The organism is Sphingomonas kyeonggiensis (genome assembly GCF_014204495.1).
Taxonomy (GTDB): domain Bacteria; phylum Pseudomonadota; class Alphaproteobacteria; order Sphingomonadales; family Sphingomonadaceae; genus Sphingomonas; species Sphingomonas kyeonggiensis_A.
Map to the genome: position 1 here is coordinate 733,233 of NZ_JACHLN010000003.1, position 22,337 is coordinate 755,569.

General features: G+C 67.1%; 22 protein-coding genes. 18 read left to right on the forward strand and 4 right to left on the reverse strand.

What is annotated here, in order from left to right; genetic code table 11:
• The first annotated feature begins 157 nt into the window (after window positions 1–157).
• On the forward strand, window positions 158–760 hold the full coding sequence (locus HNP52_RS17505; RefSeq protein WP_184168896.1) for a hypothetical protein: 603 nt from the start codon (window positions 158–160) through the stop codon (window positions 758–760).
• A 55-nt stretch (window positions 761–815) separates the two neighbouring features.
• Here the strand turns inward: HNP52_RS17505 and HNP52_RS17510 are convergent, their stop codons facing one another.
• Window positions 816–1,043: a hypothetical protein gene (locus HNP52_RS17510; protein ID WP_184168897.1), complete on the reverse strand. Its 228-nt coding sequence runs from the start codon at window positions 1,041–1,043 to the stop codon at window positions 816–818.
• Window positions 1,044–1,307: 264 nt separating this feature from the next.
• Here HNP52_RS17510 and HNP52_RS17515 point away from each other — a divergent pair, with 264 nt between their 5' ends.
• The 5 genes from HNP52_RS17515 (at window position 1,308) to HNP52_RS17535 (ending at window position 5,088) form a co-directional block, all read left to right on the forward strand.
• Window positions 1,308–1,646 carry a P-II family nitrogen regulator gene (locus tag HNP52_RS17515; protein WP_086131131.1) on the forward strand — a complete coding sequence of 113 codons (339 nt, stop codon included), beginning with the start codon at window positions 1,308–1,310 and terminating at the stop codon, window positions 1,644–1,646.
• A 93-nt stretch (window positions 1,647–1,739) separates the two neighbouring features.
• Entirely contained in the window at window positions 1,740–3,152 is a 1,413-nt protein-coding gene (gene glnA / locus HNP52_RS17520) for a type I glutamate--ammonia ligase (RefSeq protein ID WP_184168898.1), read from the forward strand.
• 153 nt (window positions 3,153–3,305) lie between these two features.
• Window positions 3,306–3,806 (forward strand): hypothetical protein, encoded by a 501-nt coding sequence (locus HNP52_RS17525; protein WP_184168899.1) that lies wholly within the window; start codon window positions 3,306–3,308, stop codon window positions 3,804–3,806.
• Between the two features lie 10 nt (window positions 3,807–3,816).
• Window positions 3,817–4,185 carry a hypothetical protein gene (locus tag HNP52_RS17530; protein ID WP_184168900.1) on the forward strand — a complete coding sequence of 123 codons (369 nt, stop codon included), beginning with the start codon at window positions 3,817–3,819 and terminating at the stop codon, window positions 4,183–4,185.
• Between the two features lie 201 nt (window positions 4,186–4,386).
• A complete protein-coding gene (locus HNP52_RS17535; RefSeq protein ID WP_260396203.1) occupies window positions 4,387–5,088 on the forward strand; it encodes an SPFH domain-containing protein in 702 nt (233 codons plus the stop codon).
• Between the two features lie 63 nt (window positions 5,089–5,151).
• Here HNP52_RS17535 and HNP52_RS17540 read toward each other — a convergent pair whose 3' ends face one another.
• On the reverse strand, window positions 5,152–7,626 hold the full coding sequence (locus HNP52_RS17540; RefSeq protein ID WP_184168902.1) for a TonB-dependent receptor domain-containing protein: 2,475 nt from the start codon (window positions 7,624–7,626) through the stop codon (window positions 5,152–5,154).
• Window positions 7,627–7,810: 184 nt separating this feature from the next.
• Between HNP52_RS17540 and HNP52_RS17545 the strand changes: the two genes are divergently transcribed.
• The 8 genes from HNP52_RS17545 to HNP52_RS17580 all read left to right on the forward strand — a co-directional run bounded on the left by HNP52_RS17545 (window position 7,811) and on the right by HNP52_RS17580 (window position 12,837).
• The gene (locus HNP52_RS17545; protein ID WP_184168903.1) at window positions 7,811–9,847 is read left to right on the forward strand and encodes a M13 family metallopeptidase; all 2,037 of its coding nucleotides are present in this window, start codon (window positions 7,811–7,813) and stop codon (window positions 9,845–9,847) included.
• Window positions 9,848–10,040: 193 nt separating this feature from the next.
• Entirely contained in the window at window positions 10,041–10,247 is a 207-nt protein-coding gene (locus tag HNP52_RS17550; RefSeq protein WP_184168904.1) for a hypothetical protein, read from the forward strand.
• A gap of 45 nt (window positions 10,248–10,292) precedes the next feature.
• A complete protein-coding gene (locus HNP52_RS17555) occupies window positions 10,293–10,574 on the forward strand; it encodes a RebB family R body protein (RefSeq protein WP_184168905.1) in 282 nt (93 codons plus the stop codon).
• A gap of 20 nt (window positions 10,575–10,594) precedes the next feature.
• Entirely contained in the window at window positions 10,595–10,864 is a 270-nt protein-coding gene (locus HNP52_RS17560; RefSeq protein ID WP_184168906.1) for a RebB family R body protein, read from the forward strand.
• Window positions 10,865–10,892: 28 nt separating this feature from the next.
• Window positions 10,893–11,189: a RebB family R body protein gene (locus HNP52_RS17565; RefSeq protein WP_184168907.1), complete on the forward strand. Its 297-nt coding sequence runs from the start codon at window positions 10,893–10,895 to the stop codon at window positions 11,187–11,189.
• A gap of 3 nt (window positions 11,190–11,192) precedes the next feature.
• Window positions 11,193–11,561 carry a hypothetical protein gene (locus HNP52_RS17570; RefSeq protein ID WP_184168908.1) on the forward strand — a complete coding sequence of 123 codons (369 nt, stop codon included), beginning with the start codon at window positions 11,193–11,195 and terminating at the stop codon, window positions 11,559–11,561.
• A 12-nt stretch (window positions 11,562–11,573) separates the two neighbouring features.
• Window positions 11,574–12,596, forward strand: coding sequence for a hypothetical protein (locus HNP52_RS17575; protein ID WP_184168909.1), 1,023 nt, complete (start codon window positions 11,574–11,576; stop codon window positions 12,594–12,596).
• A gap of 28 nt (window positions 12,597–12,624) precedes the next feature.
• Window positions 12,625–12,837 carry a hypothetical protein gene (locus HNP52_RS17580; protein WP_184168910.1) on the forward strand — a complete coding sequence of 71 codons (213 nt, stop codon included), beginning with the start codon at window positions 12,625–12,627 and terminating at the stop codon, window positions 12,835–12,837.
• A gap of 46 nt (window positions 12,838–12,883) precedes the next feature.
• On the opposite strand, the gene HNP52_RS17585 is transcribed toward HNP52_RS17580, so the two are convergent.
• Entirely contained in the window at window positions 12,884–15,433 is a 2,550-nt protein-coding gene (locus HNP52_RS17585) for a TonB-dependent receptor (RefSeq protein WP_184168911.1), read from the reverse strand.
• 190 nt (window positions 15,434–15,623) lie between these two features.
• Here HNP52_RS17585 and HNP52_RS17590 point away from each other — a divergent pair, with 190 nt between their 5' ends.
• From HNP52_RS17590 to HNP52_RS17605, 4 genes are all read left to right on the forward strand, one after another.
• Window positions 15,624–17,147, forward strand: a complete 1,524-nt coding sequence (locus HNP52_RS17590) for a sorbosone dehydrogenase family protein (RefSeq protein WP_184168912.1) — start codon at window positions 15,624–15,626, stop codon at window positions 17,145–17,147.
• Between the two features lie 36 nt (window positions 17,148–17,183).
• A complete protein-coding gene (locus tag HNP52_RS17595; protein ID WP_184168913.1) occupies window positions 17,184–18,995 on the forward strand; it encodes a VWA domain-containing protein in 1,812 nt (603 codons plus the stop codon).
• 86 nt (window positions 18,996–19,081) lie between these two features.
• Window positions 19,082–20,506, forward strand: coding sequence for an aldehyde dehydrogenase family protein (locus tag HNP52_RS17600; RefSeq protein WP_184168914.1), 1,425 nt, complete (start codon window positions 19,082–19,084; stop codon window positions 20,504–20,506).
• The gene (locus HNP52_RS17605; protein WP_184168915.1) at window positions 20,506–21,330 is read left to right on the forward strand and encodes a hypothetical protein; all 825 of its coding nucleotides are present in this window, start codon (window positions 20,506–20,508) and stop codon (window positions 21,328–21,330) included. The genes HNP52_RS17600 and HNP52_RS17605 overlap by 1 nt, the downstream gene beginning before the upstream one ends.
• A gap of 31 nt (window positions 21,331–21,361) precedes the next feature.
• Here the strand turns inward: HNP52_RS17605 and HNP52_RS17610 are convergent, their stop codons facing one another.
• A complete protein-coding gene (locus tag HNP52_RS17610) occupies window positions 21,362–22,336 on the reverse strand; it encodes a quinone oxidoreductase (protein WP_184168916.1) in 975 nt (324 codons plus the stop codon).
• Between the last annotated feature and the right edge of the window lies 1 nt (window position 22,337).

The following is a 22,337-nucleotide window of genomic DNA, read 5'->3' on the forward strand; positions in this document are numbered from 1 at the left end:
CCGGTTCGAACCGAAGTGGACCAGTCCTCGCGCCCGCTTTTCTTTCGCAACTGCGGGGTAACCATCTAACCGCATGGAACGCGGACCAAATATTGTTTGACCTTTGCAGCGACCCGCGCAACCAATTGCGGGCAATTCTTTGCACTGGGGGGGAATCATGAATATCGTTATTGGGATGATGCTGCTCGTGTCCGGCACGCAGGATGCGCCGCAGAGCGCACCGCAGACCACGCCTGCGGTGGTCACCGCCACGGCGGGGGGCTCCACACCGATCGTCGCACGCCCGATCGAAACCGCCGTCGCCGGCTCCACGGCCACGCTGGCTCCGAACACCGAAGTCACCGTCAGCATGAACGCCGAGCTGAACTCGAAGAAGTTCAAGAAGGAAGGCCACAAGTTCGACCTGAGCGTCGCGAACAACGTGATGATCGGCGACTTCGTGGTGATCCCGAAGGGCACGCCGGCCTTTGGTATCGTCACCTATCGCACCGGCAAGGGCGCGTTCGGCAAGTCGGCCAAGATGGAGTTCGACATCACCCATATCGAGCTCAACGGCAATCGCATCCCGCTCAAGGGCCATTTCCGCCAGGAGGGCCAGGGCAACACCGGCGCAGCCGTCGGCGCGGCGGTCGCGGTCGGCGTGTTCGGTGCCTTCGTCACCGGCAAGAGCGCGATCGTCGAGCAGGGACGCGAGTACAAGGTGTTCACCACCGAGCCGCTCAACGTCCAGATCCCGGGCGGCGGCCCCGCCACCCGCTGATCCTGCCTTTTCAGGTTACGAGACGCCCCTGGAAGCCCATGCTTCCGGGGGCGTTTCAATGCGGCAGCCTGCCCCAGCCTTCGAGCTGCTCCTCGGCGCCGGCCGCATCCAGGTCCCCCGCCTCGCTGTGGATCCAGCAGGATTTGCGCGCCTCGGGGTCGAGCGCGAGCAGGCCCTGCGCCATGATGACCAGCGGCCCTCGGGCGACGATCACGTCGCCACCCGGCACATCGCTTCCCCGCCGATGCAGCTCGGCGGGCAGGTTCATCGGCATTGTCTGCATTTGGGTCACACCCCGGTACGCTCAAGCAGCGTACAACCCGCGACGGGCCTTGCCGGTTCCCAAAAAGACCCGCCGGTCGACCCGTTTCAGCCTCACACCGCGCTGCTGCCCCCAAATCCGGCACCGCGGGCCCCGCTGCTCAATTGATAGGCACTTGTTAAAGCTTTGCCCGGCGTGCATCCGAGGGAGCAAGCCGAGTCCCGCACTGGCACGAACCTTGCCAGACGCGCGGACAGGCAAGCCTCATGTGCCTCGGGGGAAACCGTGAAAAAGATCGAAGCGATCATCAAGCCGTTCAAGCTCGACGAAGTGAAGGAAGCGCTGCACGAAGTGGGCGTCTCCGGCATCACCGTCACCGAAGCCAAGGGCTTCGGCCGTCAGAAGGGCCATACCGAGCTCTATCGCGGCGCAGAATATGTCGTGGACTTCCTTCCCAAGGTGAAGCTCGAGGTCGTCGTGGAGGACTCGCTTGCCGATCGCGTGGTCGAGGCGGTTGCCGCGGCGGCGCAGACCGGCCGGATCGGCGACGGCAAGATCTTCGTGATCCCGGTCGAGACCGCGCTGCGCATCCGCACCGGCGAGCGCAACGAAAACGCGATTTGACGCGGCGCAACATAGCGTCGATGTAGCGCCCTTCCGGGGCAAGATTCTTTCCCGATTCGTCGGGTCAACGAAAGAGAGCGAAAGGGTTCAACAATGGCGAATTCGGCCAGCGACGTTCTGAAGATGGTGAAGGACAACGAGATCGAGTGGATCGATCTGCGTTTCACCGATCCCAAGGGCAAGTGGCAGCACCTCACCATGGTCGCCAAGGTGATCGGCGAGGACGAGCTGACCGACGGCCTGATGTTCGACGGCTCGTCGATCGAGGGCTGGAAGGCGATCAACGAGTCGGACATGATCCTGAAGCCGGATCTGGACGCCGTCTGGATCGATCCGTTCTCGGCCACCCCGATGCTGATCCTGGTCTGCGACATCGTCGAGCCCTCGACCGGCGAGCTCTATGCCCGTGACCCGCGCTCGACCGCGAAGCGCTCCGAGGCCTATCTCAAGTCGCTCGGCATCGGCGACACCGTCTATGTCGGCCCCGAGGCCGAGTTCTTCATGTTCGACGACGTGCGCTTCGAGAACAGCTACTCGACGTCGTACTACGCGATCGACGACATCGAGCTGCCGGGCAATTCGGGCAAGGAATATGAAGCCGGCAACCTCGGCCACCGTCCGCGCGCCAAGGGCGGCTACTTCCCCGTCGCGCCGGTCGACTCGGCCGTCGACATCCGTGGCGAGATGGTTGCCACGATGCTCGAGATGGGCCTGCCCTGCGACAAGCATCACCACGAAGTCGCCGCGGCGCAGCACGAGCTGGGCCTGACCTATGGCACGCTGGTCGAAACCGCCGACCGCATGCAGATCTACAAGTATGTCGTGCACCAGGTCGCCAATGCCTATGGCAAGACCGCGACCTTCATGCCGAAGCCGATCAAGGAAGATAACGGCTCGGGCATGCACACCCACATCTCGATCTGGGAGAAGGGCGCCAACACCTTCGCGGGCAATGGCTATGCCGGCCTGTCGGACGCGTGCCTCTATTTCATCGGCGGCGTGATCAAGCACGCCAAGGCGCTCAACGCCTTCACCAACCCGTCGACCAACAGCTACAAGCGCCTGGTCCCGGGCTATGAGGCTCCGGTGCTGCTCGCCTATTCGTCGCGCAACCGCTCGGCTTCGTGCCGCATCCCGTACGGTGCCGGCACCAAGGCGAAGCGCGTCGAGTTCCGCTTCCCGGACGCGCTGGCCAATCCGTATCTCTGCTACGCGGCGCTGCTGATGGCCGGCCTCGACGGCATCCAGAACAAGATCCACCCGGGCGACCCGATGGACAAGAACCTGTACGACCTGCCGCCGGCGGAGCTCGAGCAGGTCCCGACCGTCTGCGGTTCGCTCCGCGAGGCGCTGGACAGCCTGGAAGCCGATCAGGACTTCCTGCTCAAGGGCGACGTGTTCACCAAGGACCAGATCGCGGCGTACATCGACATCAAGCGCGGCGAAGTCGCCCGCTGGGAGATGACCCCGTCGCCGGTCGAATACGACATGTACTATTCGGCCTGATCCTTCCGGACAGACCAGAAGCGAAGCGCCCGGGCCGGAAGGTCCGGGCGTTTTTGTATCCGCTTGCCGGTGATTGCACGGAATCGGCCAAATAGGCGCTTCCCCCGACAGCGCGGCTGTGATGAATCGAGGCATCCTTGGGGGAGGAGCATGATGGTTCCGGCAATCTTGAAGCGCACCGTCCTGCTATGGGCCTTCGTGCTCGCTGCCTGCACGGTCCAGCTGGCACCCGCCTATGATCCGGCGCTGGTCCAGGGGCTGGACCAGACCAATACCCAGGCGCTGACGCTCTTTGCGGAGCTGGAGACCGGCTCGCCGGCCTCGGACTTCCCCTCTTATGCGCCGCGCTACGCCGCGCTGATCGGCCAGTTCGAATCCCTCCGCCAACAAGCGATGGCCCGCCAGATCCCACCGCTCGCCAAGCGGCTTTCCGGGCTCAAGCTCGTCGGGAAGCTCTGCAAGAGCGAAACCGATCCCGCTGCCTGCGTGAACACCTCGCCGGCCAGCCTGGCGCAGATCCTGAGCACCTTCCGCCGGATGCGGGACACCCACAGGAGCGCCGGTCTCCAGCCCGATATCGTCGTCCTGTTCCGTGGCAACTATGATCCGGCGATCGCCCAGGCGCTCACCGTCGAAAACGCCTTGAAGCGCTAAGGGGGAAGCCATGGATAGTCAGGACATTCTGGGCAACATGGTCGCCGCGCTGAAGGGCGAGCTCGGCCAGGGCTATTCGACGATCAGCAATTTCATCCAGAACCAGGGCAATCTGCTCGCCCGGCAGGCGGAGAACATCGCGACCTCGCGCGCGACCGGATCGCTCAAGGACGACGACGAGCTGTTCGCGTTCTTCCTCCAGGGTCTCCAGCAGAATGCCGAGAACGCCGCGCGGTCGGTCGTCATGCTGTCGGCGCTGACGATCGAGCAGGCGTGGAACGCGATCGCCGGTGCACTCTGGGGCGGTGTCCGCGCGATCCTGACCGGTGCCGGATTCCCCGCCAATCGCCTGCCGGAAACGCCGCCGTTCAACCTCTGATTCTGCGGCACGGCAGGTGCATTTCCTGCAACCGCAAATCCCCGCGACGCCGCTTGGTTCGCCTCCGCAACGAGCGTAAATGACGTCCTCGCGGCACTCGCCGCACCTCGCCGCGTGCAAGCGGCATCGAAGGCATTCGAAATGCTCCCGACATCGCTGGTAATTCTCGCCCCGATCGGGGTGATCGTGCTTGCGTTTGCGTTGAATTCTTTCGGCATCAACCAGGAATATGAGCGCGGCGTCGTCTTCCGCCTCGGCCGGCTCCACGAGACCAAGGGGCCGGGCTGGTTCTGGCGCATCCCGCTGGCCGACCGCATCGTGAAGGTCGACCTGCGCACCCTCACCTGGGCGCTCGACACGCAGGAGACGGTCACCCGCGACGGCGTCGCGGTGCGCGTCAACGCGGTACTCTGGTTCCGCGCCGCCCAGGCAGAGCGCGTCGTCACCACCGTCGCCGACTGGCGCAGCGCGGTGATCCAGGCCGCCGAGACCGCGATGCGCGACGCGATCGGCCAGAGCGACCTCGACCGGATGCTCAAGGACCGCACCGCGATCAACCAGCGCCTGCTCGAACTGCTCGCCCAGACCTGCGAGCGCTGGGGCGTCGCGATCGACGCCGTCGAGATCAAGGACCTCGACATCCCGTCCCAGATGCAGCGTGCGATCGCCAAGGAGGCCGAAGCGATCCGCGAGAAGCGCGCCCGCATCATCAAGGCCGAGGGCGAGCAGGAAGCCGCCCGCACCCTCGCCGATGCCGCGAACGTCATCGCCGCCAGCCCGGGCGCACTCGAGCTGCGCCGCCTGCAGACGCTCACCGAGATCGGCGTCGAGCATAATTCGACGATCGTCGCGATGTTCCCCACCGAACTGCTCGAAGCGGCGCGCAAGCTCGGCGCCGCCTGATCGCGAGGACATGAAAAAGGGGCGCCCGGTCTCCCGAGCGCCCCTCCCCCCATACGCCGCGCCTCAGAAGTCGTAGCGCAGCGAACCCGAGATCGTCCGCCCGTTGATCGCGCGGCCCGAGCCGATGCCGTTGGCGGGCACCGTGCTCTGCGAGATCTCGAAGAAGCCGATCTTGTCGAACAGGTTGTTCGCGTTGAGCATCAGCTGGACCCGCGGCAGCGGGCGAACCTGCAGGAACGCGTTGACCACGGTGAAGCCCGGCATGCGCAGCAGGTTGCTGTCCTGCGCATAGCTGCTGGTCAGGCCCACCACGTTCGCACCCACGGTGAAGTGCTTCGTCTCGAACTGCGGCGTCGCCTCGAAGGCCCAGGCCGGCTGGTGGCGCGGTTCCTTGCCGGTCAGCGTCGAGTCGAGCTTGTCCTCGGTGATCTTCGCCTTGGTATAGGTCGCGCCCGCGGTGATGCTGAACGCACCCCGGCGGAAGCCGCCTTCCATCTCCAGGCCATAGGCCCGGTAGCTGCGGATGGTCTGGTTGGCCGAGCCGTTGAGCACATTGTGATCATCGGCATGCGCGAGGAAGGCGGTGGCGTTGAAATTGGCGCCGCCCTTGCGGAACTTGAAGCCGCCTTCCAGCTGGCGAACCGCGTCATATTTGTCGCTGTCATTCGCCACACTGCCATCGGTCGTGCTCACCACCGGGGTGAACAGGATCTTGTCGGCATTGGCGCGCCCGCCCTTGCTGTAGCGGGCGAACAGCGAGAAGGGCTCGGCGACGCGGTAGTTGATGCCGGCCGAATAGCTCAGATAGCCATAGTCATAGTTCACTGGCGCCGGCTGGCTCAGCGGCAGCCAGGCGACGCTGCGCTCGGGCACGCTCAGCGTACCGTCGCCATTGACGTCGTACGAGATCAGCCCGGTGCCCCGACCGCCCAGATCAGCGCCGTAGAGCGACCCGCGCACCTTGCCGATGTCGTAGCGCAGGCTGCCGCCGATCGCGACCTTGCCGACATGATAGTTGACCGAGCCATAGGGCGCGGTGACATCATACTTCACGTCGAAGATGCGGCGGAACTTGCTGCTGCGGCCCCGGCCATAGGCGTAGAAGCCGTCCTGGGTCTGGGCCACGCCGGCGGCGTTGAAGATGTTGACCATCGCAGTCTCGCCATTGCCGGCGACATCGACGTCGATCGCCGAGTGGAGCCACTCGGAATTGAGCGTCTGGATCGCCTTGTAGACGCCGGCCGTCATCGTCAGCTTGCCCTTGCCGACGCCCCAGACGCGGGTGGCACGCAGGTCGTTGGTGAAGTTGTCGAGCGAGCGGGCGCGGGTCTCGGCCATGTAGTAGAGCGCGAGCAGGCCGTTGCCATTGGCGTTCGCGGGGACCAGCTGGCCGGCCTTGGGGCCGGTGGCATAGCGCGCGGTGGCGCCGGCGCCGCCCTGCGACGCGGCGAAGTTCGCCACCGTGTCCGCGCTATTGGCGAAGACGCGCAGGAAGTCGCCCGAGTTCTTCGAGAAGCGCGCCTTCTCGCTGATCGTCCAGCCGCCGAAGTCGAACTGGGCCTCGAGCCCGATCGACTTGGACTTGGGATGCATGCCGTCCTTCACCGGGAAGCGGTGCAGCTGGTTCTTGCCGTCCAGCGTCGTCACCGGGCTGATGTTCGGCGAGAGCACCGAGTCGCTGCGAATGTCGAAATTCGCCAAGTTGGCGATCACCGGATTGGCATCGGTGCCGGTCAGCTTGAAATAATAGGGCGCGAAGGTCGGCGAGCGATCGTCGAGATACTTCGCGTTCAGCCGGATATAGCCGTTGCTGAACTGGCGGGTGACGTTGAACTTGATCTGGCCGCCGCGATAGCCGGTGAAGCCGATCTCGCGCGGACCCTCGCCCCAGCGATAGAAGCCGCCGACATGGAAGCGGAGATTCTCGCTGAACTTCGCGCCATAGTCCGCATCGATGCGGTTCTCGCCATAGTCGAGCCCGCGGGTGACCTGCACCGCGCCGCCCGGCTGATCGCCGGTCTTCGAGATCAGGTTGATCAGGCCGCCCGGCGAGTCCGAGGCGAAGGTCGAGGCCGAGCCGCCGCGGATCGATTCCACCGCCGCCAGGTTGAAGTCCGCGCGCAGGAACACGTCGCCGCCGAAGTTGAAGAAGTCGCCGAACTCGAGCGCCGGCAGGCCGTCTTCCTGCAGCTGCATGTACTTGGAGCCGCCAGCCGCAAGCGGCAGGCCGCGCACGGTGTAGTTGGCATTGCCCTCGCCGATCGCGGATTCGACGCGCAGGCCGGGCATGGTGCGCAGGATATCGCCAAGCGGACGCGGCCCGAGCTTCTCGATCTCGCTCGCCTTGAGCGCGCTGGTCGAGGTCGCGCTGTCGAGCCGGTCACGCCCCTTGGCGACACCGGTCGAGAACACATCCTGCGTCGCGGGCTTGGCCGGCTTGGCCGCGTCGGTTTCCTTCGGCGCGGTCTCGGTCTGCGCCAGCGCAGGCGTAGCAGCACAGCTCGCCGCGAAGGCAAGCAACAGGTAACGTAATTTCACTTCGGCCCCTTCCCCATTAAATGCGCAATTCTTGTAATTTTGACTTTATAGAACCGATCCGGGACGAAGCTTCGTTCGGGGACATTTTTCGGAAACATTTGCCGTACTGCGCGGTACGCCGGGAGCGATTGATCGGGCCGGTTCCGGTGTGATAGCCCGCTGCATCACCCGGAGGTTTCCCCGCATGCGTCTATCCCGTCTCGCCGCCGCCGCGCTGCTGCTCGGCACGTCCGCGCTCGCCGCGCCTGCCCTTGCCCAGACCGCGCCTGCCAAGCCCAAATACGGGACCTGGGGCGTCGACTATGCGACGATGGACAAGAGCGTGAAGCCGGGCGACGACTTCTTCCGCTTCGCCGAAGGCAGCTGGCTGCGCGACGCGCCGATCGCGCCGGACAAGTCGCGCGCCGGCTATAATTACGACCTGCCCGACGAGACCGAGGTCGAGGTCCGCACCCTGGTCGAGGGCGCCGGCGCGCACCCCGTGGATCCGGTGATGCGCCAGGTCAGCGACTTCTACGCCGCCTGGATGGACGAGGCCGGGATCGAGGCGCGCGGCACCGCACCGCTCAAGCCCTATCTCGGGCGGATCGCCGTGGTGAACGACCGCAAGGCGCTCAACCTGCTGATGGCCGAGCCGGGTTATGCCGCGCCGATCGGCATCGGCATCTCGGCCGACGAGAAGAACCCGACCCAGTACACCGTGATGGCCGGCCAGGCGCGCCTCGGCCTGCCGACCCGCGACTATTACCTGCTGCAGGGCGAGAAATACGACACGATCCGCAAGGCCTATCGCGCCTATGTCGTGAAGATCCAGCAGCTCGCCGGCATTCCCGATGCCGAGGCCAAGGCCGACGCGATCCTGGCGCTCGAGACCAGGCTGGCGCAGGACCAGTGGACGCCCGAGGCGCGCCGCGATCCCCAGAAAACCTATAACCCGATGACCCGCGCCCAGCTGGCGAAGCTCGCCCCGGAGTTCGACTGGGACGCGACGCTGGCGCATATGGGCCTGGCGAAGATGCCGACCGTGGTGGTGCGCGAGACCACCGCCGTCACCGCCGCCGGCAAGCGCATGGCCGATGTGCCGCTCGCCACCTGGAAGGACTGGCTCGCCTATCGCTTCGTCAGCGACCACGCCCAGTATCTGCCAAAGGCGTTCGACGACGCCCGTTTCGATTTCTACAGCCGCACGCTCAACGATGTGAAGAGCCAGTCCCCGCGCTGGAAGCGCGGCGTGCGGCTGCTCGACGGCAGCCTCGGCGAAGCGATCGGCAAGATCTACGCCGAGCGCCACTGGACCAGGGAAGCCGCCGCCCAGGCCAATGAGCTGGTCGAGGACCTGCGGGCCGCCTATGCCGACAAGATCAACGCCGCCAAATGGATGGACGAACCCACCCGCAAGGAAGCGCTCGCCAAGCTCGCCGCCTTCGATCCGCGCCTGGGCGGACCGGTGAAATATATCGACTATTCGGCGATGCCGGTCAGCCGCACCGATCCGCTGGCCAACAGCCTCGCCTCGGAGCGGTTCGACTGGAACCTCCAGCTGTCGCGCCTCGGCAAGCCGGTCGACCGCACGCTGTGGGACATGACGCCGCAGACCGTGAACGCCTATTATGACCCGGTCCTCAACCAGGTCACCTTCCCCGCTGCCCAGCTCCAGCCGCCCTTCTTCGATCCGGCGGCGGACCCGGCAGTGAACTATGGCGAGACCGGCGCGACGATCGGCCATGAGATGGGCCACGGCTTCGACGACGAGGGTCGCCAATATGACGCAAGCGGCAAGCTGCGCGACTGGTGGACCAAGGAATCCGCCGATCGCTACACCGCGCATGCCCAGGCACTGGTCAAGCAGTTCGACAGCTACGAGCCGATCCCCGGCGTCCATATCAAGGGCCAGCTGACCCTGGGCGAGAATCTCGGCGACCTGGGCGGGCTCGAGGCGGCGTACGCCGCCTATCGCCGCTACGTGTCGCGCCACGGCGAGCCCGTAGTGATCGACGGCTATACCGGCGACCAGCGCTTCTTCCTCGCCTATGCGCAGAGCTGGCAGGGCAAGGCGCGCGAAGGCGCGCTGCGCGCCCAGCTGCTCTCCAATCCGCACAGCCCGGAGGAATATCGGGTCAACGGCATCGTCCGGAACATGGACGAATGGTATGCCGCGTTCGGCGTGAAGCCCGGCGACAAGCTGTATTTGCCGCCCGAGGAGCGCGTCCACGTCTGGTAAGCCAGCGGGACTAAAGGAAAAAGGGCGCCGAGATCCGATCCCGGCGCCCTTTTCTTTGCCATCATCATGCACATCGATGAAATAAACTATTCAAACCGAAATGGCGCCATTTTCATCAAATATATGAACGGCACGTCAATTATATAATCCAGCTTGCAAATCCACTTCCGTGGAATAGTTTCGGCCCCGCAACTTGCTGAATGACGATTCGAGTCTTGCACAAGACACGAGCTCATTTGAAACGTTGCAGATATTTGGCTGCTGCATTGCGGATCCACGGATCCGCCATCTGTCGCCAGAGGGGAGGATCGCGATGGCCGAGAAGAACCGGTTCGACAGTCAGGTCGTCGATTCCATCGGCTTGGGTGCGCGTCTTTCCCTCGCTGCCCGCCCCGCCTGATCGCCCGCCTACCCCGCCCCAGACCAGCCCAGGAAGGAAGCTCCCATGGCATTTCCCACGGCAATCAACAGCCAGATCACCGACAGCGTCACCCAGGCGAACACCAAGGTGCTGGGCGACGCCCCGGCGATCGCGATGGGCAATCTGTTCGTCGCCACTTCGCAGGCGCTGTCCAACGCCGCGCACAACGCCACCACCGCCCAGCAGCAGAGCTGGGTCACCGCCCAGGCGGCCACGACGATGAGCGTGACCACCCTCTATTCGCTCGACACCGCCGAAGGCGTCGAGCTGACGGATCTTCTCCACGCCCTTCGCCCGGCGGCCTGAACGCAGAAAGGAACAGGAAGATGGCATTCCCCACTTCGGTCAACGACCAGATCACCGACAGCGTCACCCAGGCCAACGTCAAGGTGCTCGGCGATGCCCCGGCCATCGCGCTCGGCAATCTCTACCAGGCGACGGCGCAGGCGCTGGCCAATGCCGCGCACAACGCCACCAACGCCCAGCAGCAGAACTATGTAACGGCCCAGGCCGCGACGACGATGGGCGTGGCGACGCTCTATTCGCTGGACACCACGACCAGCGGCATCGCGACGCACGACATCCTGTCGGCCTGAGCCGGACACCGCGCCCAGGAGCACGATCATGAGCTCAACGTTGAACGCCCAGGTGGTCGATTCCATCGCCTCCACCAGCACGCTGGTCGTCGGCCAGGCGCCGGCCGGCGCACAGGCGATGGTCGACCTCGCCGCCGCGCATGCGCTGGGCACGCTTCTCCACGGCGCGGTCCATCGCCACCAGCAATCGGCGATATCGGGCGCGGCGGCCGCCACCGCGGCCTGCACGCGCATCCTCGCCGCGCGCCGGCTCGTCGCGCCGGCACCCGTGCCCCCGTCCCCTCCTGCCCCAGCCGCCACCCCGCGCGCCAGCAAGGAGGGCTGAGCCATGGCCGACGAAACCGAAACCGCGCCGCAGGCGCCCGGGGTCGATCCCGCCATCCTCGACGCGATAAGCCAGACCCAGCTTGCCACGCTCGGCCAGCAGGTGCTGCTGTCGGGCGGAGCCGGGCGCGCCTATCAGTCGGTCGCCGCCTCCGCCGCGATCGCGGTGCAGGACGCGACCGACATGCTGCGCAACATCTCCACCGTCTCGACCACCGCGATCGGCGTGGCGATGGCGCAGATGCTCGAGGGCGATGCCGGCGCGCGGGAAACGCTCGCCGCGGCGCAGGCCACGCTCGACACCGCGGTGCGGAGCTATGCGACGATCTGCGAAGCCGCCGCCACCGCGCTCAAGGGCTTTCCCAGCGCCTGAGGAGAAACCGGGATGACACTGATCGTCGCATCCAAGCCGGTCTTCCAGCCGGCGGGTCTGTCGCAGCCCGCTTTGCTCGTGCTGAGCTGCATCGACGGCGGCAATGAATGGCTCGCCCACGCGATCCAGGCACCGCGCGTCTATGCCTTTGACGACGAGATGGCGCTCGTCGTCGCCGCCCAGCAGGGGCTGCACGGCATGCCGCTGGTGCTACTGCCCAAACTCGGGCTGCTGGCGGGCGCGGCGCGGCTGATCGCGCTGTCCGCAGCCGACCTGCGCCTGCTGATGGCGGTGGAGGCAGGCAGCGAGGACGCCGCCACCACCGCCGCCGCGCAAACGCTGCTGGCGGGCGAGGCGCTGTACACCGCCGCCGATCTCGCCGCGGTCGATACGCTGCTCAAGTCGCTCGGCGTGGCGGGCGCGCCGCTGTTCCAGGCGCTGTCGCTCGGCGATCGGATCGCGCTGCTCGACCTCAAGGCGCAGCTCGCCGCCGATGGCGCACCGACCGCCGCGGCGCAGAAGGCCGCGGCCCGCTTCGCCATCGACTGGGCCTATGGTCCGGTCGAGTTCGTCGACTATCTGGGCGCGTTCCTCGCGCTCACCGCCGGCAGCTCCCCGCTGGGCGCCGACGATGCCCGCGCCGCGCTCGCCGCGCTGGCGCCGATGCTGTTCGATGCGCTCGACTGCCCGGCGGTCGCTGGCTTCGTCGCGCCGGAAGCCGTTGCCGGGGCGGTCGCCGGATGGATCCGCACGGGCCGCCGGATAGGCTTCCCCCGCCTGTCGCGCGGCGTCTGGCAGCTTGTCGTCCATGGCGGCTATCGCGGCGAGACCGGCACAGCGGGCCAGGCACTGGTCGATGCGCATCTCGATCAGGCCAAGGCGTTCCTGACCCGTGCCTCGCTCGATCGCGCCCGCCTTGCCCAGGATGGCGGCACGGCGCATTTCGCGGCGCGCGAGCCGGACCAGCCCGGCGAAGTCGGGCTGCAGCTCGATGCCACGGGCGCGATCACGCTCGAGCACTTCGCCCCGGCCTAGGCCGGCCTCAGGCAGCAGGAGACAGGCTATGAGCGACGACCTGATGGATGCCCATGCCGCGATCGCCAACGCGGTGGCGGAGGAAGCACTGGCAATATCGCGGACCGCCACCGTGACACAGCCCGAGCCCGCACCGGAAACGCTGGCCAGCGCCGCCCCACCGGCCAGGGCCGCCCCCAAGCCCAGGGCCGCAGCCAAGCCCAGGCCCGCCACCAAGCCAAAGCCGCCCCCGAAGAAATAAGCGCCCGGCTCCCTGTCGGAATACCGGGCGCTCCCCCTTTTACCCGTTAGCGCGTGCCCAGCTTCAGGCTCGCGGCGATGCCATAGATGCGCGGTTCGCCGGCGATGAAGGTCGGCATGCCCAGCGCGTCGCCGGTGTTGCCGGCGTCCTTGATGTACTTCTGGTTGAAGGCGTTGGTGACGAAGCCCTCGATCCGCCAGCGGCCATTGTCGGTCTCGAAGCCGAGCCGCGCATCGACCAGCGCATAGCTGCCCTGGACCTCGTCCTGCACCAGGTCGGGTACCAGGTTGTTCACCTGCAGCGCCGGCAGGTCGTTGTCGTCGTCGAAGAACACCTTGGACTGCCAGGTCAGGCTCGGGGTGAAGTCGATCTTCACCGGGCCGGCCGGCACCTTGAACTGCACCGCCACCGCGGCGCTGTGATCGGGCGACAGGCGGAAGCGGTTGCCCTCGCGCGCGCCGGCGCTGAAGCGGCTGTGGTTATAGGCATAGCTGCCGAACAGGTTGACCCAGTCGGCCGGGCGCCAGTTGACCTGCCCTTCGAAGCCATAGCTTTCGGCGCGGCCGGCATTGATCGTGACGAAGGTCGTGCCCTGCTGCTCGGTCGTCTGGAAGTTCGAGTAGCGATAATAGAACACCGAGCCGTCGATGAAGAGCGTGCGGTTGGCGAGCGCGGTCTTCACGCCCGCCTCATAGCTGTCCACCGTCTCGGACGGCAGCACGTTGAAGCGTGCCGCGCCGCCCGGGGCCGAAGGCGCGCCGACGGCCAGGATCTCGGGACGGCGGCCCCGCGCATAATTGGCGTAGATGTTCGCTTCGGGCGAAAGCTCGTACTTGGCGACCGCGCGCCAGGTGAAGCCGCTGTCATTGTGATCGGCGCTGTAGAGCTGGCCGTTGGTGCCGGTCGGCTGCGCCCCCAGCCCGAACAGCGGCACCGGATAGAGCGCCGAGGTCGGGATGTTCGCGGCACCGGGCACCGCCAGCGCGCCGAGCAGCGCGGTGCGGGTCGCCGCCGGCTGGCCGAGCGCACCGATGAACCCGCCCAGGATCGAGCGGCCGTTGCTCACTGCCGAGGAGAAGCCGGTGGTCTTCGCGTCATGGCTCCAGCGCAGGCCGGCACCCAGTTCCAGCCGCTCGGTGACGTTGAAACTGACATCGCCGAACAGGTCCCAGCTCTCGGTGCGTCCGTAGTTCGTCGTGGTTTCCTGATGCGCCGACTTGAGGTTCGCCGCGATCGCCTGGACCTGGGCGGTGGGCAGCGCCACGCCGTACGCACCCGCCACACCCTGGAGCAGCTGGCCGGTAAAGGCGGTGTTCGAGAACAGCGCCAGCGGCGCCGGATCGCTCGCCGCGCGGCCCGGGATCGCGCCGCCGCCGTTCAGCGTGTTGGTCAGGCGGGCCAGGGCGACGCGCTCGTCGAACTGCGACGGCGCGCGCTGGAAGCCGTTCTCGCGGAAATAGGTGCCGCCGAAGAACGCCGTCATCCGGTCGTTCTTCCAGGTCAGGCGCAGCGTACCCATGGTCTGGTCGCCCTGCGCGTCCTCGGCCGCGGTCAGCGCCGGCAGCGAGATGCCGTCGGCGTCGAAGATCTCGATGCCGGCGAACTCGCGGTACGATCCGATCGCGTTGAGCGAGAGGTTGGGCGAGAAGTCGTAATTGGCGATGCCGGTCACGCCCCACACGTCGCGGTCGAGACCCAGCGGCCGCCCGCGCTCGAAGCTCGACGGGCTGGCCAGCGCCGCGCCGCTGTTGCGCCCGCGATCGCCGATCACCGCGCCGGTGGTCGGGTTGGTGGGATTGTAGGCGATCGACTTGAACGAGGTGCCGGTCGCCTTGTCGTGCTGGTAGTTGCCGATCAGGTCGAAGGTGAGCGCGCCGGGCGCCCAGCGCAGCGATCCGCGCACCGCCTCGGACTTGATGCCGTTGAAATCGTCGCCGCCCAGCAGGTTGGTGACAAAGCCGTCGCGCTCCTTGATCCGGCTGGCGACGCGGATGGCGAGATCGTCGCTCAGCGGCAGGTTCACCGTCTGGTCGATGCGATAGCCGTTGAAGTTCGAGTATTGCCCATAGACATAGCCATAGGCGTTCTTCGGGTCGGCCTTGGCCTGGACCAGGTTGACCGCGCCGATCAGCGCGCCGCGGCCATAAAGGGTCGATTGCGGCCCCTTGGCGACTTCGACGCGCTCCATGTCGAACAGCTCGACATAGGAGCCGCGCGACTTGGAGATCGAAACGCCGTCCTGGAAAACCGAGACGCGCGGCTCGTTATAGGCCGCGCCCGAGTCCGAGGTGATGCCGCGCATCACGAAGCCGGGGTTGTTGGGCGACTGATTCTGCACGTCGAAGCCCGGGATGAACTGGCCAAGCCGGTCGAACTCGGTGATGCCCAGGTCGTCGAGGAACTGGCCCTGCAGCGCGGTCAGCGCGAACGGCACGTCCATCGGCTTCTGCTCGACCAGCTGCGCGGTGACGACGATCTCGCCGCCCTCGCTCTGCGTGGCCGCTTCCGGCTGCGCGGCTTCCTGCGCGGCCGCGTCGGTGGCGGCGAGCAGGGCAATCGGGCTTGCAAGCGCGAGCAGCGCGTAGCGGATGGACATGATGTGCTCCCTGTTGTTGCGGGAGCGTTCCCCTGCCCCCTGATCAGGGCCGATGGCCCGGGATCATGACAGCCATGTTGCGGCGCAACGAAATCTTACATTGTCCGATCACCCCGAAACGGTCGCGTTTCCGCGGCACGGAGCGAAATCGCGTCTCACCAGTTTAACAATAGCTTCTAAGGTGATGGCCATGCGTAGCTTATCGACCATCTCCGCCCTGCTTCTCGTCACCGCGTGCAGCAGCGGAGGTGGCGGCGGTAGTCCTGCGCCAACGCCCACGCCGACTCCGACCAATACCGCTCCCAGCTTCACCTCGGGCGCGACCGCGAGCGTGGTGGAGAACACCACCGCCGCCTATCAGGCGGCCGCGACCGATGCCGAGGGCAATCCGATCACCTTCACGATTGCGGGTGGCGCGGATGCCGCGCGCTTCGCGATCACCGCGGCCGGCGCGTTGAGCTTCGTCGCCGCCCCCAATTTCGAAGCACCGGCCGATGCGGATGCCGACAATGTCTACCAGGTCCAGCTCCGCGCCAGCGACGGAACGCTTTCGTCGACGCGGGACCTGGCCGTCACCGTCACCAACAGCCGCGAAGGCATTGCGGTGAAGCGGGTCGGCACCGGTTTCACCCAGCCGGTCATGGTCTCCGCGATTCCCAATGACAGCCGGGTGATCGTGACGGAGAAGGGCGGCGGCATCTGGCTGCTCGATCCGGCCACCGGCGCCAAGACGCTGCTCACCACGATCACCGGCCTGTCCACCGATGGCGAGCGCGGCCTGCTCGGCCTGGCGGTGCAGCCCCAGCTCGGCCAGGGCGTCCAGCCCCAGGCCGGCACCGCCACCGACGGCCCCTTCTTCATCCACCGCACGGTCACCGACGGCACGATCGTGATCTCGCGGATCGCCCGCAACGGCACGTCCTGGCCACAGATCGACATCGTCAGCATCCCGCATCCGACCAACAACAATCACAATGGCGGCTGGCTCGGCTTCGGGCCGGACGGCAATCTTTATGTCGGGATCGGCGATGGCGGCGGCGGTGGCGATCCGTCGAACAACGCCCAGAACCCCAATTCACGGCTCGGCAAGATCCTGCGCATCGCGCCCAATCCCGATCCCTATGCGGGGGCCGCGCCCAGCTATTACATGCCGGCGCCGGGCAATCCCTATATCGCGGGCGGCGGCGATCCGTGGGTCTTCGCGATCGGCCTGCGCAACCCGTTCCGCAACAGCTTCGGTCCCGATGGCCGGCTCTATATCGGCGATGTCGGCGAAGGCGCGATCGAGGAAGTCAACGTCGCGCGCCCCAACCAGCCCGGGCTCAATTTCGGCTGGAAGTTCCTGGAGGGCACCAATCCGTTCAGCGGCACCGCACCCGCCGGGCTCACCGCGCCGGTCACCCAATATACCCACGGCTCCGGCCCCAAGCAGGGCGCGTCGATCATCGGCGGCTATGTCTATCGCGGGCCGGTCACGTCACTCCAGGGCAGCTATGTCTTCGGCGATTTCGTCAGCGGCAATATCTGGACCGTACCGGCCGCCTCGCTCGTCCAGGGCCAGCTCTTCGCCAGCACCAATTACGAACGCCGCAATCTCGACTTCACCCCGGATGCCGGAACGATCAACAGCCTGTCCTCCTTTGGCGAGGATTCGGCCGGCAATCTCTATCTGGTCGACATCGGTGGCAGCATCTTCATGATCCAGCCCGGATAGGTTATTCTGCTCCCGCAATAAAATGGGAGGACTGCCATGAAGTCTCTGTCCCTCGTGTCGGGCATCGCCCTTGCGGCGCTTGCGCTGCCGCTTTCGCCGGCCTTCGCCCAGACCAGCACCCCGCCGCCGCAGGATGATCAGCAGGACCAGAGCCAGGATGCCGAGGTGCTGATCGTCACCGGCTCGATGCGCGTGCGCCAGGGCGGCGCGCAGGACATCAAGCATTTCCGCACGGCCGCCGCCTCTGCCGGCCTGCCGCTTCCCGGAGGGCTCACCGTCGAGGGGCTGATGGGCGAGCACGACCTCACCCTTCCCAGCAGCACCGCCTGCCGCCAGCTCTTCTGCATCGTCGCCGAATCGATGCCCGCCGCCCTGCCGCTGCGCGCGGACGACAAGCTGTTCGTCGGCGTCGGCTTCGCATCCAACCTCGATGCCAGCCAATGGAAGCGCGAACCGCTCAACCTTGTCGCGGTGGTCGACCAGTCCGGCTCGATGACCAACGAGCCGATCGAGCTGGTTCGCCAGAGCCTGCTCAAGATCCTCGGCCAGATGCGGGCGGGCGACCGGATGTCGATCATCCTCTATGGAAACGATGCGCATGTGCACCTGAAGCCGCTCGATTTCGCCGGCAACCGCGATCGCATCGCAGCCGCGATCCGCGCCATCGACATCGACGGCGCGACCAACATGGAATCGGGCCTGCGCCTCGGCTATGACACCGCCATCGCCGACGCGCCCGGCTTCAAGGGCAACACCCGCGTGATGCTATTCACCGACGAGCAGCCCAATGTCGGCGCCTCCGACGCCGAAAGCTTCATGGGCATGGCCGAGGCAGCCTCGCACAAGGGCATCGGCCTCACCACGATCGGCGTCGGCGTGCAGTTCGATGCCGCGCTTGCCACCAGGGTGTCGAGCACCCGCGGCGGCAACCTGTTCTTCATCGCGGACGCCGCCGAAGTCGCCAGCGTGTTCGACAAGCAACTCGATACGATGGGCAGCGAAGTCGCGCACGATCTCGCGCTCACGCTCAAGCCCGCCGCCGGCTACCGGATCTCGGGCGTGTTCGGCGTCCCCGCCGATGTGATGGAGGAAACCGCCGAGGGCACGATCACCGTCCGCGTGCCCACCGTATTCCTGAGCACCAATGGCGGCGGCATCTTCGCCACGCTGGCCAAGGCATCGGACCGCCAGGACCTTCCCCCTGCCCAGCTCGCGGCCGGCACGCCGGTGCTCGACGTGTCGGTGAGCTGGAAGGACGCCAAGACCGGTACGCCCGGCACCGACCGTGCCGCCGCCCTGGCGCCGGCAAGCAAGGCCAGCGTGGCGCTCCAGTCCGCGCATCTGCTGGTCGACGAGTTCCTTGCGGTGCGCGACGCCTCGGTCGCCTATCACAAGAACGAGAACCCCAAGGCCGCCTTCGCCCTGCTCGATGGGCTGGCCGGCCGCATCGAGGCGGCATCGCTGCCCGGCATGGACGACGAGACCAAGCTGGTCGGCAACATGCGCGCCCAGGCCGCCTTCTATTCCGGCTATGGCGGCGAACTGCCCAAGGCGATGCGCCACCTCGCCGTGGTCGGCCGCTGGGAAGTCACCGGCGCGACCGGCTTCGAGGACATCCATCGCGGCGACCGGATGGAATTCACCAAGGGAATGGAGCTGCTCACCTATCGCAAGGCGAGCGGATTCGAGTCCGCCGACGAGACCGAAGACTATGAGATCAACGAGAAGCAGGTGCATCTCGTCGCTTCCAGGCTGGTGATGAACTACCGCCCGAACGGCGACAAGATGGTCATGTCGCTCTCGGACAATGACGGCCGCGCCTATATCTGGCTCCGCCGCATGGATTGAACAGGCGCCGGGCCGGTTGCGGCTTGCAACCGGCCTCCCGCCCCGCCATCTCCATACCACAAGTTCGAATCGGAGAGGCGAGAGTGATGCGCAGCTATCTGAAGCAGTTCATCGGTGGCGAATGGGTCGATAGCGTCGGCGGCACCCGCCACGAAGTCATCAACCCGGCGACCGAGGAAGCGGTCACCGAGATCACCCTCGGCTCCGAAGCCGATGTCGACAAGGCCGTGGCTGCGGCGCGCAAGGCGTTCGAGAGCTTCTCGCGCACCAGTGTCGAGGAACGCGTCGCGCTGATCGAGGCTATCCTGGTCGAGTACAAGAAGCGCGCCGGCGACATGGCCGAGGCGATCAGCCTCGAGATGGGCGCCCCGATCAGCCTGGCCAAGACCGCGCAGGTCGGCTCGGGCCTCGGCCATTTCATGTCCGCCGCCAATGCCCTCAAGGAATTCCAGTTCGAGGAGCAGATCGGCAACTCGCTGGTCGTCCATGAACCCATCGGCGTCGTGGCGATGATCACGCCGTGGAACTGGCCGCTCAACCAGATCGTCTCGAAGGTCGCCCCCGCGCTCGCCGCCGGCTGTTGCATGGTGCTAAAGCCTTCGGAAGAGGCGCCCGGTTGCGCGATGATCTTCGCCGAAGTGCTTGCCGCCGCCGGCGTGCCCGCGGGCGTGTTCAACCTGGTCAATGGCGACGGCCCCGGCGTCGGCACCGCGCTCAGCCGCCACAAGGGCGTCGACATGGTGAGCTTCACCGGCTCCACCCGCGCCGGCGTGCTGGTCGCCAAGAATGCCGCCGAGACGGTGAAGCGCGTCCATCAGGAACTGGGCGGCAAGTCGCCCTCGCTGATGCTCGAAGGCGCCGATATGGGCCGCGCAGTCCAGACCACCCTGTTCAGCGTCCTGCTCAATTCAGGCCAGAGCTGCATCGCGCCGACCCGCCTGCTCGTCCCCGCCGGGCTGCAGGACCAGGTCGCCGCCGCCGCCACCGAAGTGATGAAGGCCACCCACACCGGCAATCCCGCCGAGGAAGGCCGCCATATCGGCCCGCTGGTCAACAAGACCCAGTGGGAGAAGGTCCAGGGCCTGATCGCCAAGGGCATGGAGGAAGGCGCGAAGCTCGAGGCCGGCGGCCCCGGCCGCCCGGACGGCGTCGAGACCGGCTATTTCGTCCGCCCGACCCTGTTCTCCGGCGTCACCAACGAGATGACGATCGCCCGCGAGGAGATCTTCGGGCCCGTCGTCACGATCATCCCCTATGCGGATGAGGAAGACGCCGTCCGCATCGCCAACGACACCGATTACGGCCTGTCCGCGGTGGTGTTCGGCAGCGGCGAGGCGGTCAGGCGCGTCGCTCCGCGGCTGCGCGCCGGCATGGTCTATGTGAATGGCGGCCAGCCCGATCCCAACCTGCCCTTCGGCGGCTACAAGCAGTCGGGCAATGGCCGCGAGCACGGCAAGTTCGGCCTGGCCGAGTTCCTGGAAGTGAAGGCCGTGGTGGGCGCGCTCGCCTGATGCGGACCGCCCTGTTCCTCGCCGCTCTGCTCGCGCCGTCGCTGGCGATGGCGCAGCAGGCCGGCGACCAGTTCCAGCTCGTCCGCACCACCGAAACCCAGCAGCGCAGCGCCGGCTCGATGAGCAGCGCGCGCAACAGCGATGCGCTGGTCGAGCGCGTGGTCTCGGCCACGCCGGCGGGCGTCGAGCTCGAATACAGCCTGCCGCCGGGCAGCCGCTCCGCCGACTGGACCTTCCCGCTGCGCGTCTTCCAGCCGCAGTCCGGCCCGCTCCAGCTCCGCAACCGCGCCGAGCTGGAAACGCGCATCGCCAGCTGGCTCAAGGGCGCGAACCTGACGCGCGCCGCCTGTGGCCGCTGGGTCGCCGGCTGGAACAGCTTCCGCATCGAGTGCGACCCCGAGGCCGCGCTGCGCGCCGTCGACGCCTTCGCGATCGGCCAGATCAGGCTCGCCGAGGGCGCCCCCTATGCCGATGCCCAGGCCCAGCGCCCGGTGCCGCTCAAGGCCAAGCCCGACGGCAAGGGCTTCACCGCCGAGCTGGCGATCGATCCCGCGCGCCTTCGCGACGATCTGGCCAGGGGCGATGTCGCCCTGGCCGAGCTCAACGGGCAGAAGCTCAGCCTCGAGGCCGCCCGCAAGGCACGGGCCGCCGACCAGGTCTCGGGCACGATCAAGGTGACGATCGACACCGCCGGCGACGTCCGCCGCCGTGCGCGGGTTGTCACCCAGACGATCACCCGGGGCGGCCAGAGCGAGACCCGCACCACCACCGAGATCGTCGAGCGCCGCCCGATCAAGCAGCGCGTCGACCCGAACAGCATCTGACCCGCCTTCCCCCCGCCCGGGGAGGGAAGCCTTACGGGATCAGCACCGTCGATCCGGTCGTCTTCCCCGCTTCCAGCGCGCGGTGCGCATCGGCGGCATCCTCAAGCGCGAACCGCTGGCCGATGTCCGCCCGCACCGCGCCGCTGCGCAGCATCTGGAACAGCCGCGCGCTGCCCAGCGCGCGCTCCTCGGGCGTCACATAATAATCGAACATCGTCGGCCGGGTGACATAGACCGAGCCGGCCCGCGCCAGCGATCCCAGCGCGACGCCCTCCACCGGGCCGCTGGCATTGCCGAAGCTCACCACCAGCCCGCGCCGCCGCACGCTGGCCAGCGAGCCTTCCCAGGTCGCCTTGCCGACACCGTCGAGCACCACTTCCACGCCCGCGCCGCCGGTGATCCCGCGCACCCATTCGGCCACGCCGTCGCCGCGCGAGACCAGCACATGGTCCGCACCCGCGGCCTCGGCCAGCGCCACCTTCTCCTGCGAACCCACCGTCGCCAGCACGGTCGCGCCGATCGCCTTGAGCCAGCGCACCGCGATCTGGCCGACGCCGCCGGCCGCGGCATGGACCAGCACATGCCAGCCCGGCTCCACCCGGGCGCAGCGCTCGACCAGGAACTCCACCGTGCCACCCTTGAGCAGCGCCGCCGCCGCGGTCTCGTCGCTGATGTCGTCGGGCAGCGCGAACAGGTTCGCTGCCGGCACGTTGCGCGCCGTCGAATAGGCGCCGAGCCCGGGCCCGAAGGTCGCCACCCGGTCGCCGACCGCGAATTCGGTCACGCCCTCGCCCACTGCCTCGATCACGCCCGCCGCTTCGCCGCCCAGCCCGCTCGGCAGCGGCACCGGATAGAGGCCCGAGCGAAAATAGGTGTCGATGAAGTTCAGCCCCACCGCGGTGTTGCGCATCCGCACTTCGCCCAGCGCGAGCGGCGCCAGTTCGACATCCACCCACTGGATGACTTCGGGCCCGCCGGTCCGTTCGATCCGTGCCATACGCTCCATC

What these genes read in the sequence shown, in the direction of transcription:
- HNP52_RS17505 (WP_184168896.1), top strand. Translation starts at nt 158, where the DNA reads ATGAATATCGTTATTGGGATGATGCTGCTCGTGTCCGGCACGCAGGAT.
- HNP52_RS17510 (WP_184168897.1), bottom strand. Translation starts at nt 1,043, where the DNA reads ATGCAGACAATGCCGATGAACCTGCCCGCCGAGCTGCATCGGCGGGGA.
- glnA (WP_184168898.1), top strand. Translation starts at nt 1,740, where the DNA reads ATGGCGAATTCGGCCAGCGACGTTCTGAAGATGGTGAAGGACAACGAG.
- HNP52_RS17525 (WP_184168899.1), top strand. Translation starts at nt 3,306, where the DNA reads ATGGTTCCGGCAATCTTGAAGCGCACCGTCCTGCTATGGGCCTTCGTG.
- HNP52_RS17530 (WP_184168900.1), top strand. Translation starts at nt 3,817, where the DNA reads ATGGATAGTCAGGACATTCTGGGCAACATGGTCGCCGCGCTGAAGGGC.
- HNP52_RS17545 (WP_184168903.1), top strand. Translation starts at nt 7,811, where the DNA reads ATGCGTCTATCCCGTCTCGCCGCCGCCGCGCTGCTGCTCGGCACGTCC.
- HNP52_RS17555 (WP_184168905.1), top strand. Translation starts at nt 10,293, where the DNA reads ATGGCATTTCCCACGGCAATCAACAGCCAGATCACCGACAGCGTCACC.
- HNP52_RS17560 (WP_184168906.1), top strand. Translation starts at nt 10,595, where the DNA reads ATGGCATTCCCCACTTCGGTCAACGACCAGATCACCGACAGCGTCACC.
- HNP52_RS17565 (WP_184168907.1), top strand. Translation starts at nt 10,893, where the DNA reads ATGAGCTCAACGTTGAACGCCCAGGTGGTCGATTCCATCGCCTCCACC.
- HNP52_RS17570 (WP_184168908.1), top strand. Translation starts at nt 11,193, where the DNA reads ATGGCCGACGAAACCGAAACCGCGCCGCAGGCGCCCGGGGTCGATCCC.
- HNP52_RS17575 (WP_184168909.1), top strand. Translation starts at nt 11,574, where the DNA reads ATGACACTGATCGTCGCATCCAAGCCGGTCTTCCAGCCGGCGGGTCTG.
- HNP52_RS17580 (WP_184168910.1), top strand. Translation starts at nt 12,625, where the DNA reads ATGAGCGACGACCTGATGGATGCCCATGCCGCGATCGCCAACGCGGTG.
- HNP52_RS17585 (WP_184168911.1), bottom strand. Translation starts at nt 15,433, where the DNA reads ATGTCCATCCGCTACGCGCTGCTCGCGCTTGCAAGCCCGATTGCCCTG.
- HNP52_RS17590 (WP_184168912.1), top strand. Translation starts at nt 15,624, where the DNA reads ATGCGTAGCTTATCGACCATCTCCGCCCTGCTTCTCGTCACCGCGTGC.
- HNP52_RS17595 (WP_184168913.1), top strand. Translation starts at nt 17,184, where the DNA reads ATGAAGTCTCTGTCCCTCGTGTCGGGCATCGCCCTTGCGGCGCTTGCG.
- HNP52_RS17600 (WP_184168914.1), top strand. Translation starts at nt 19,082, where the DNA reads ATGCGCAGCTATCTGAAGCAGTTCATCGGTGGCGAATGGGTCGATAGC.
- HNP52_RS17605 (WP_184168915.1), top strand. Translation starts at nt 20,506, where the DNA reads ATGCGGACCGCCCTGTTCCTCGCCGCTCTGCTCGCGCCGTCGCTGGCG.
- HNP52_RS17610 (WP_184168916.1), bottom strand. Translation starts at nt 22,336, where the DNA reads ATGGAGCGTATGGCACGGATCGAACGGACCGGCGGGCCCGAAGTCATC.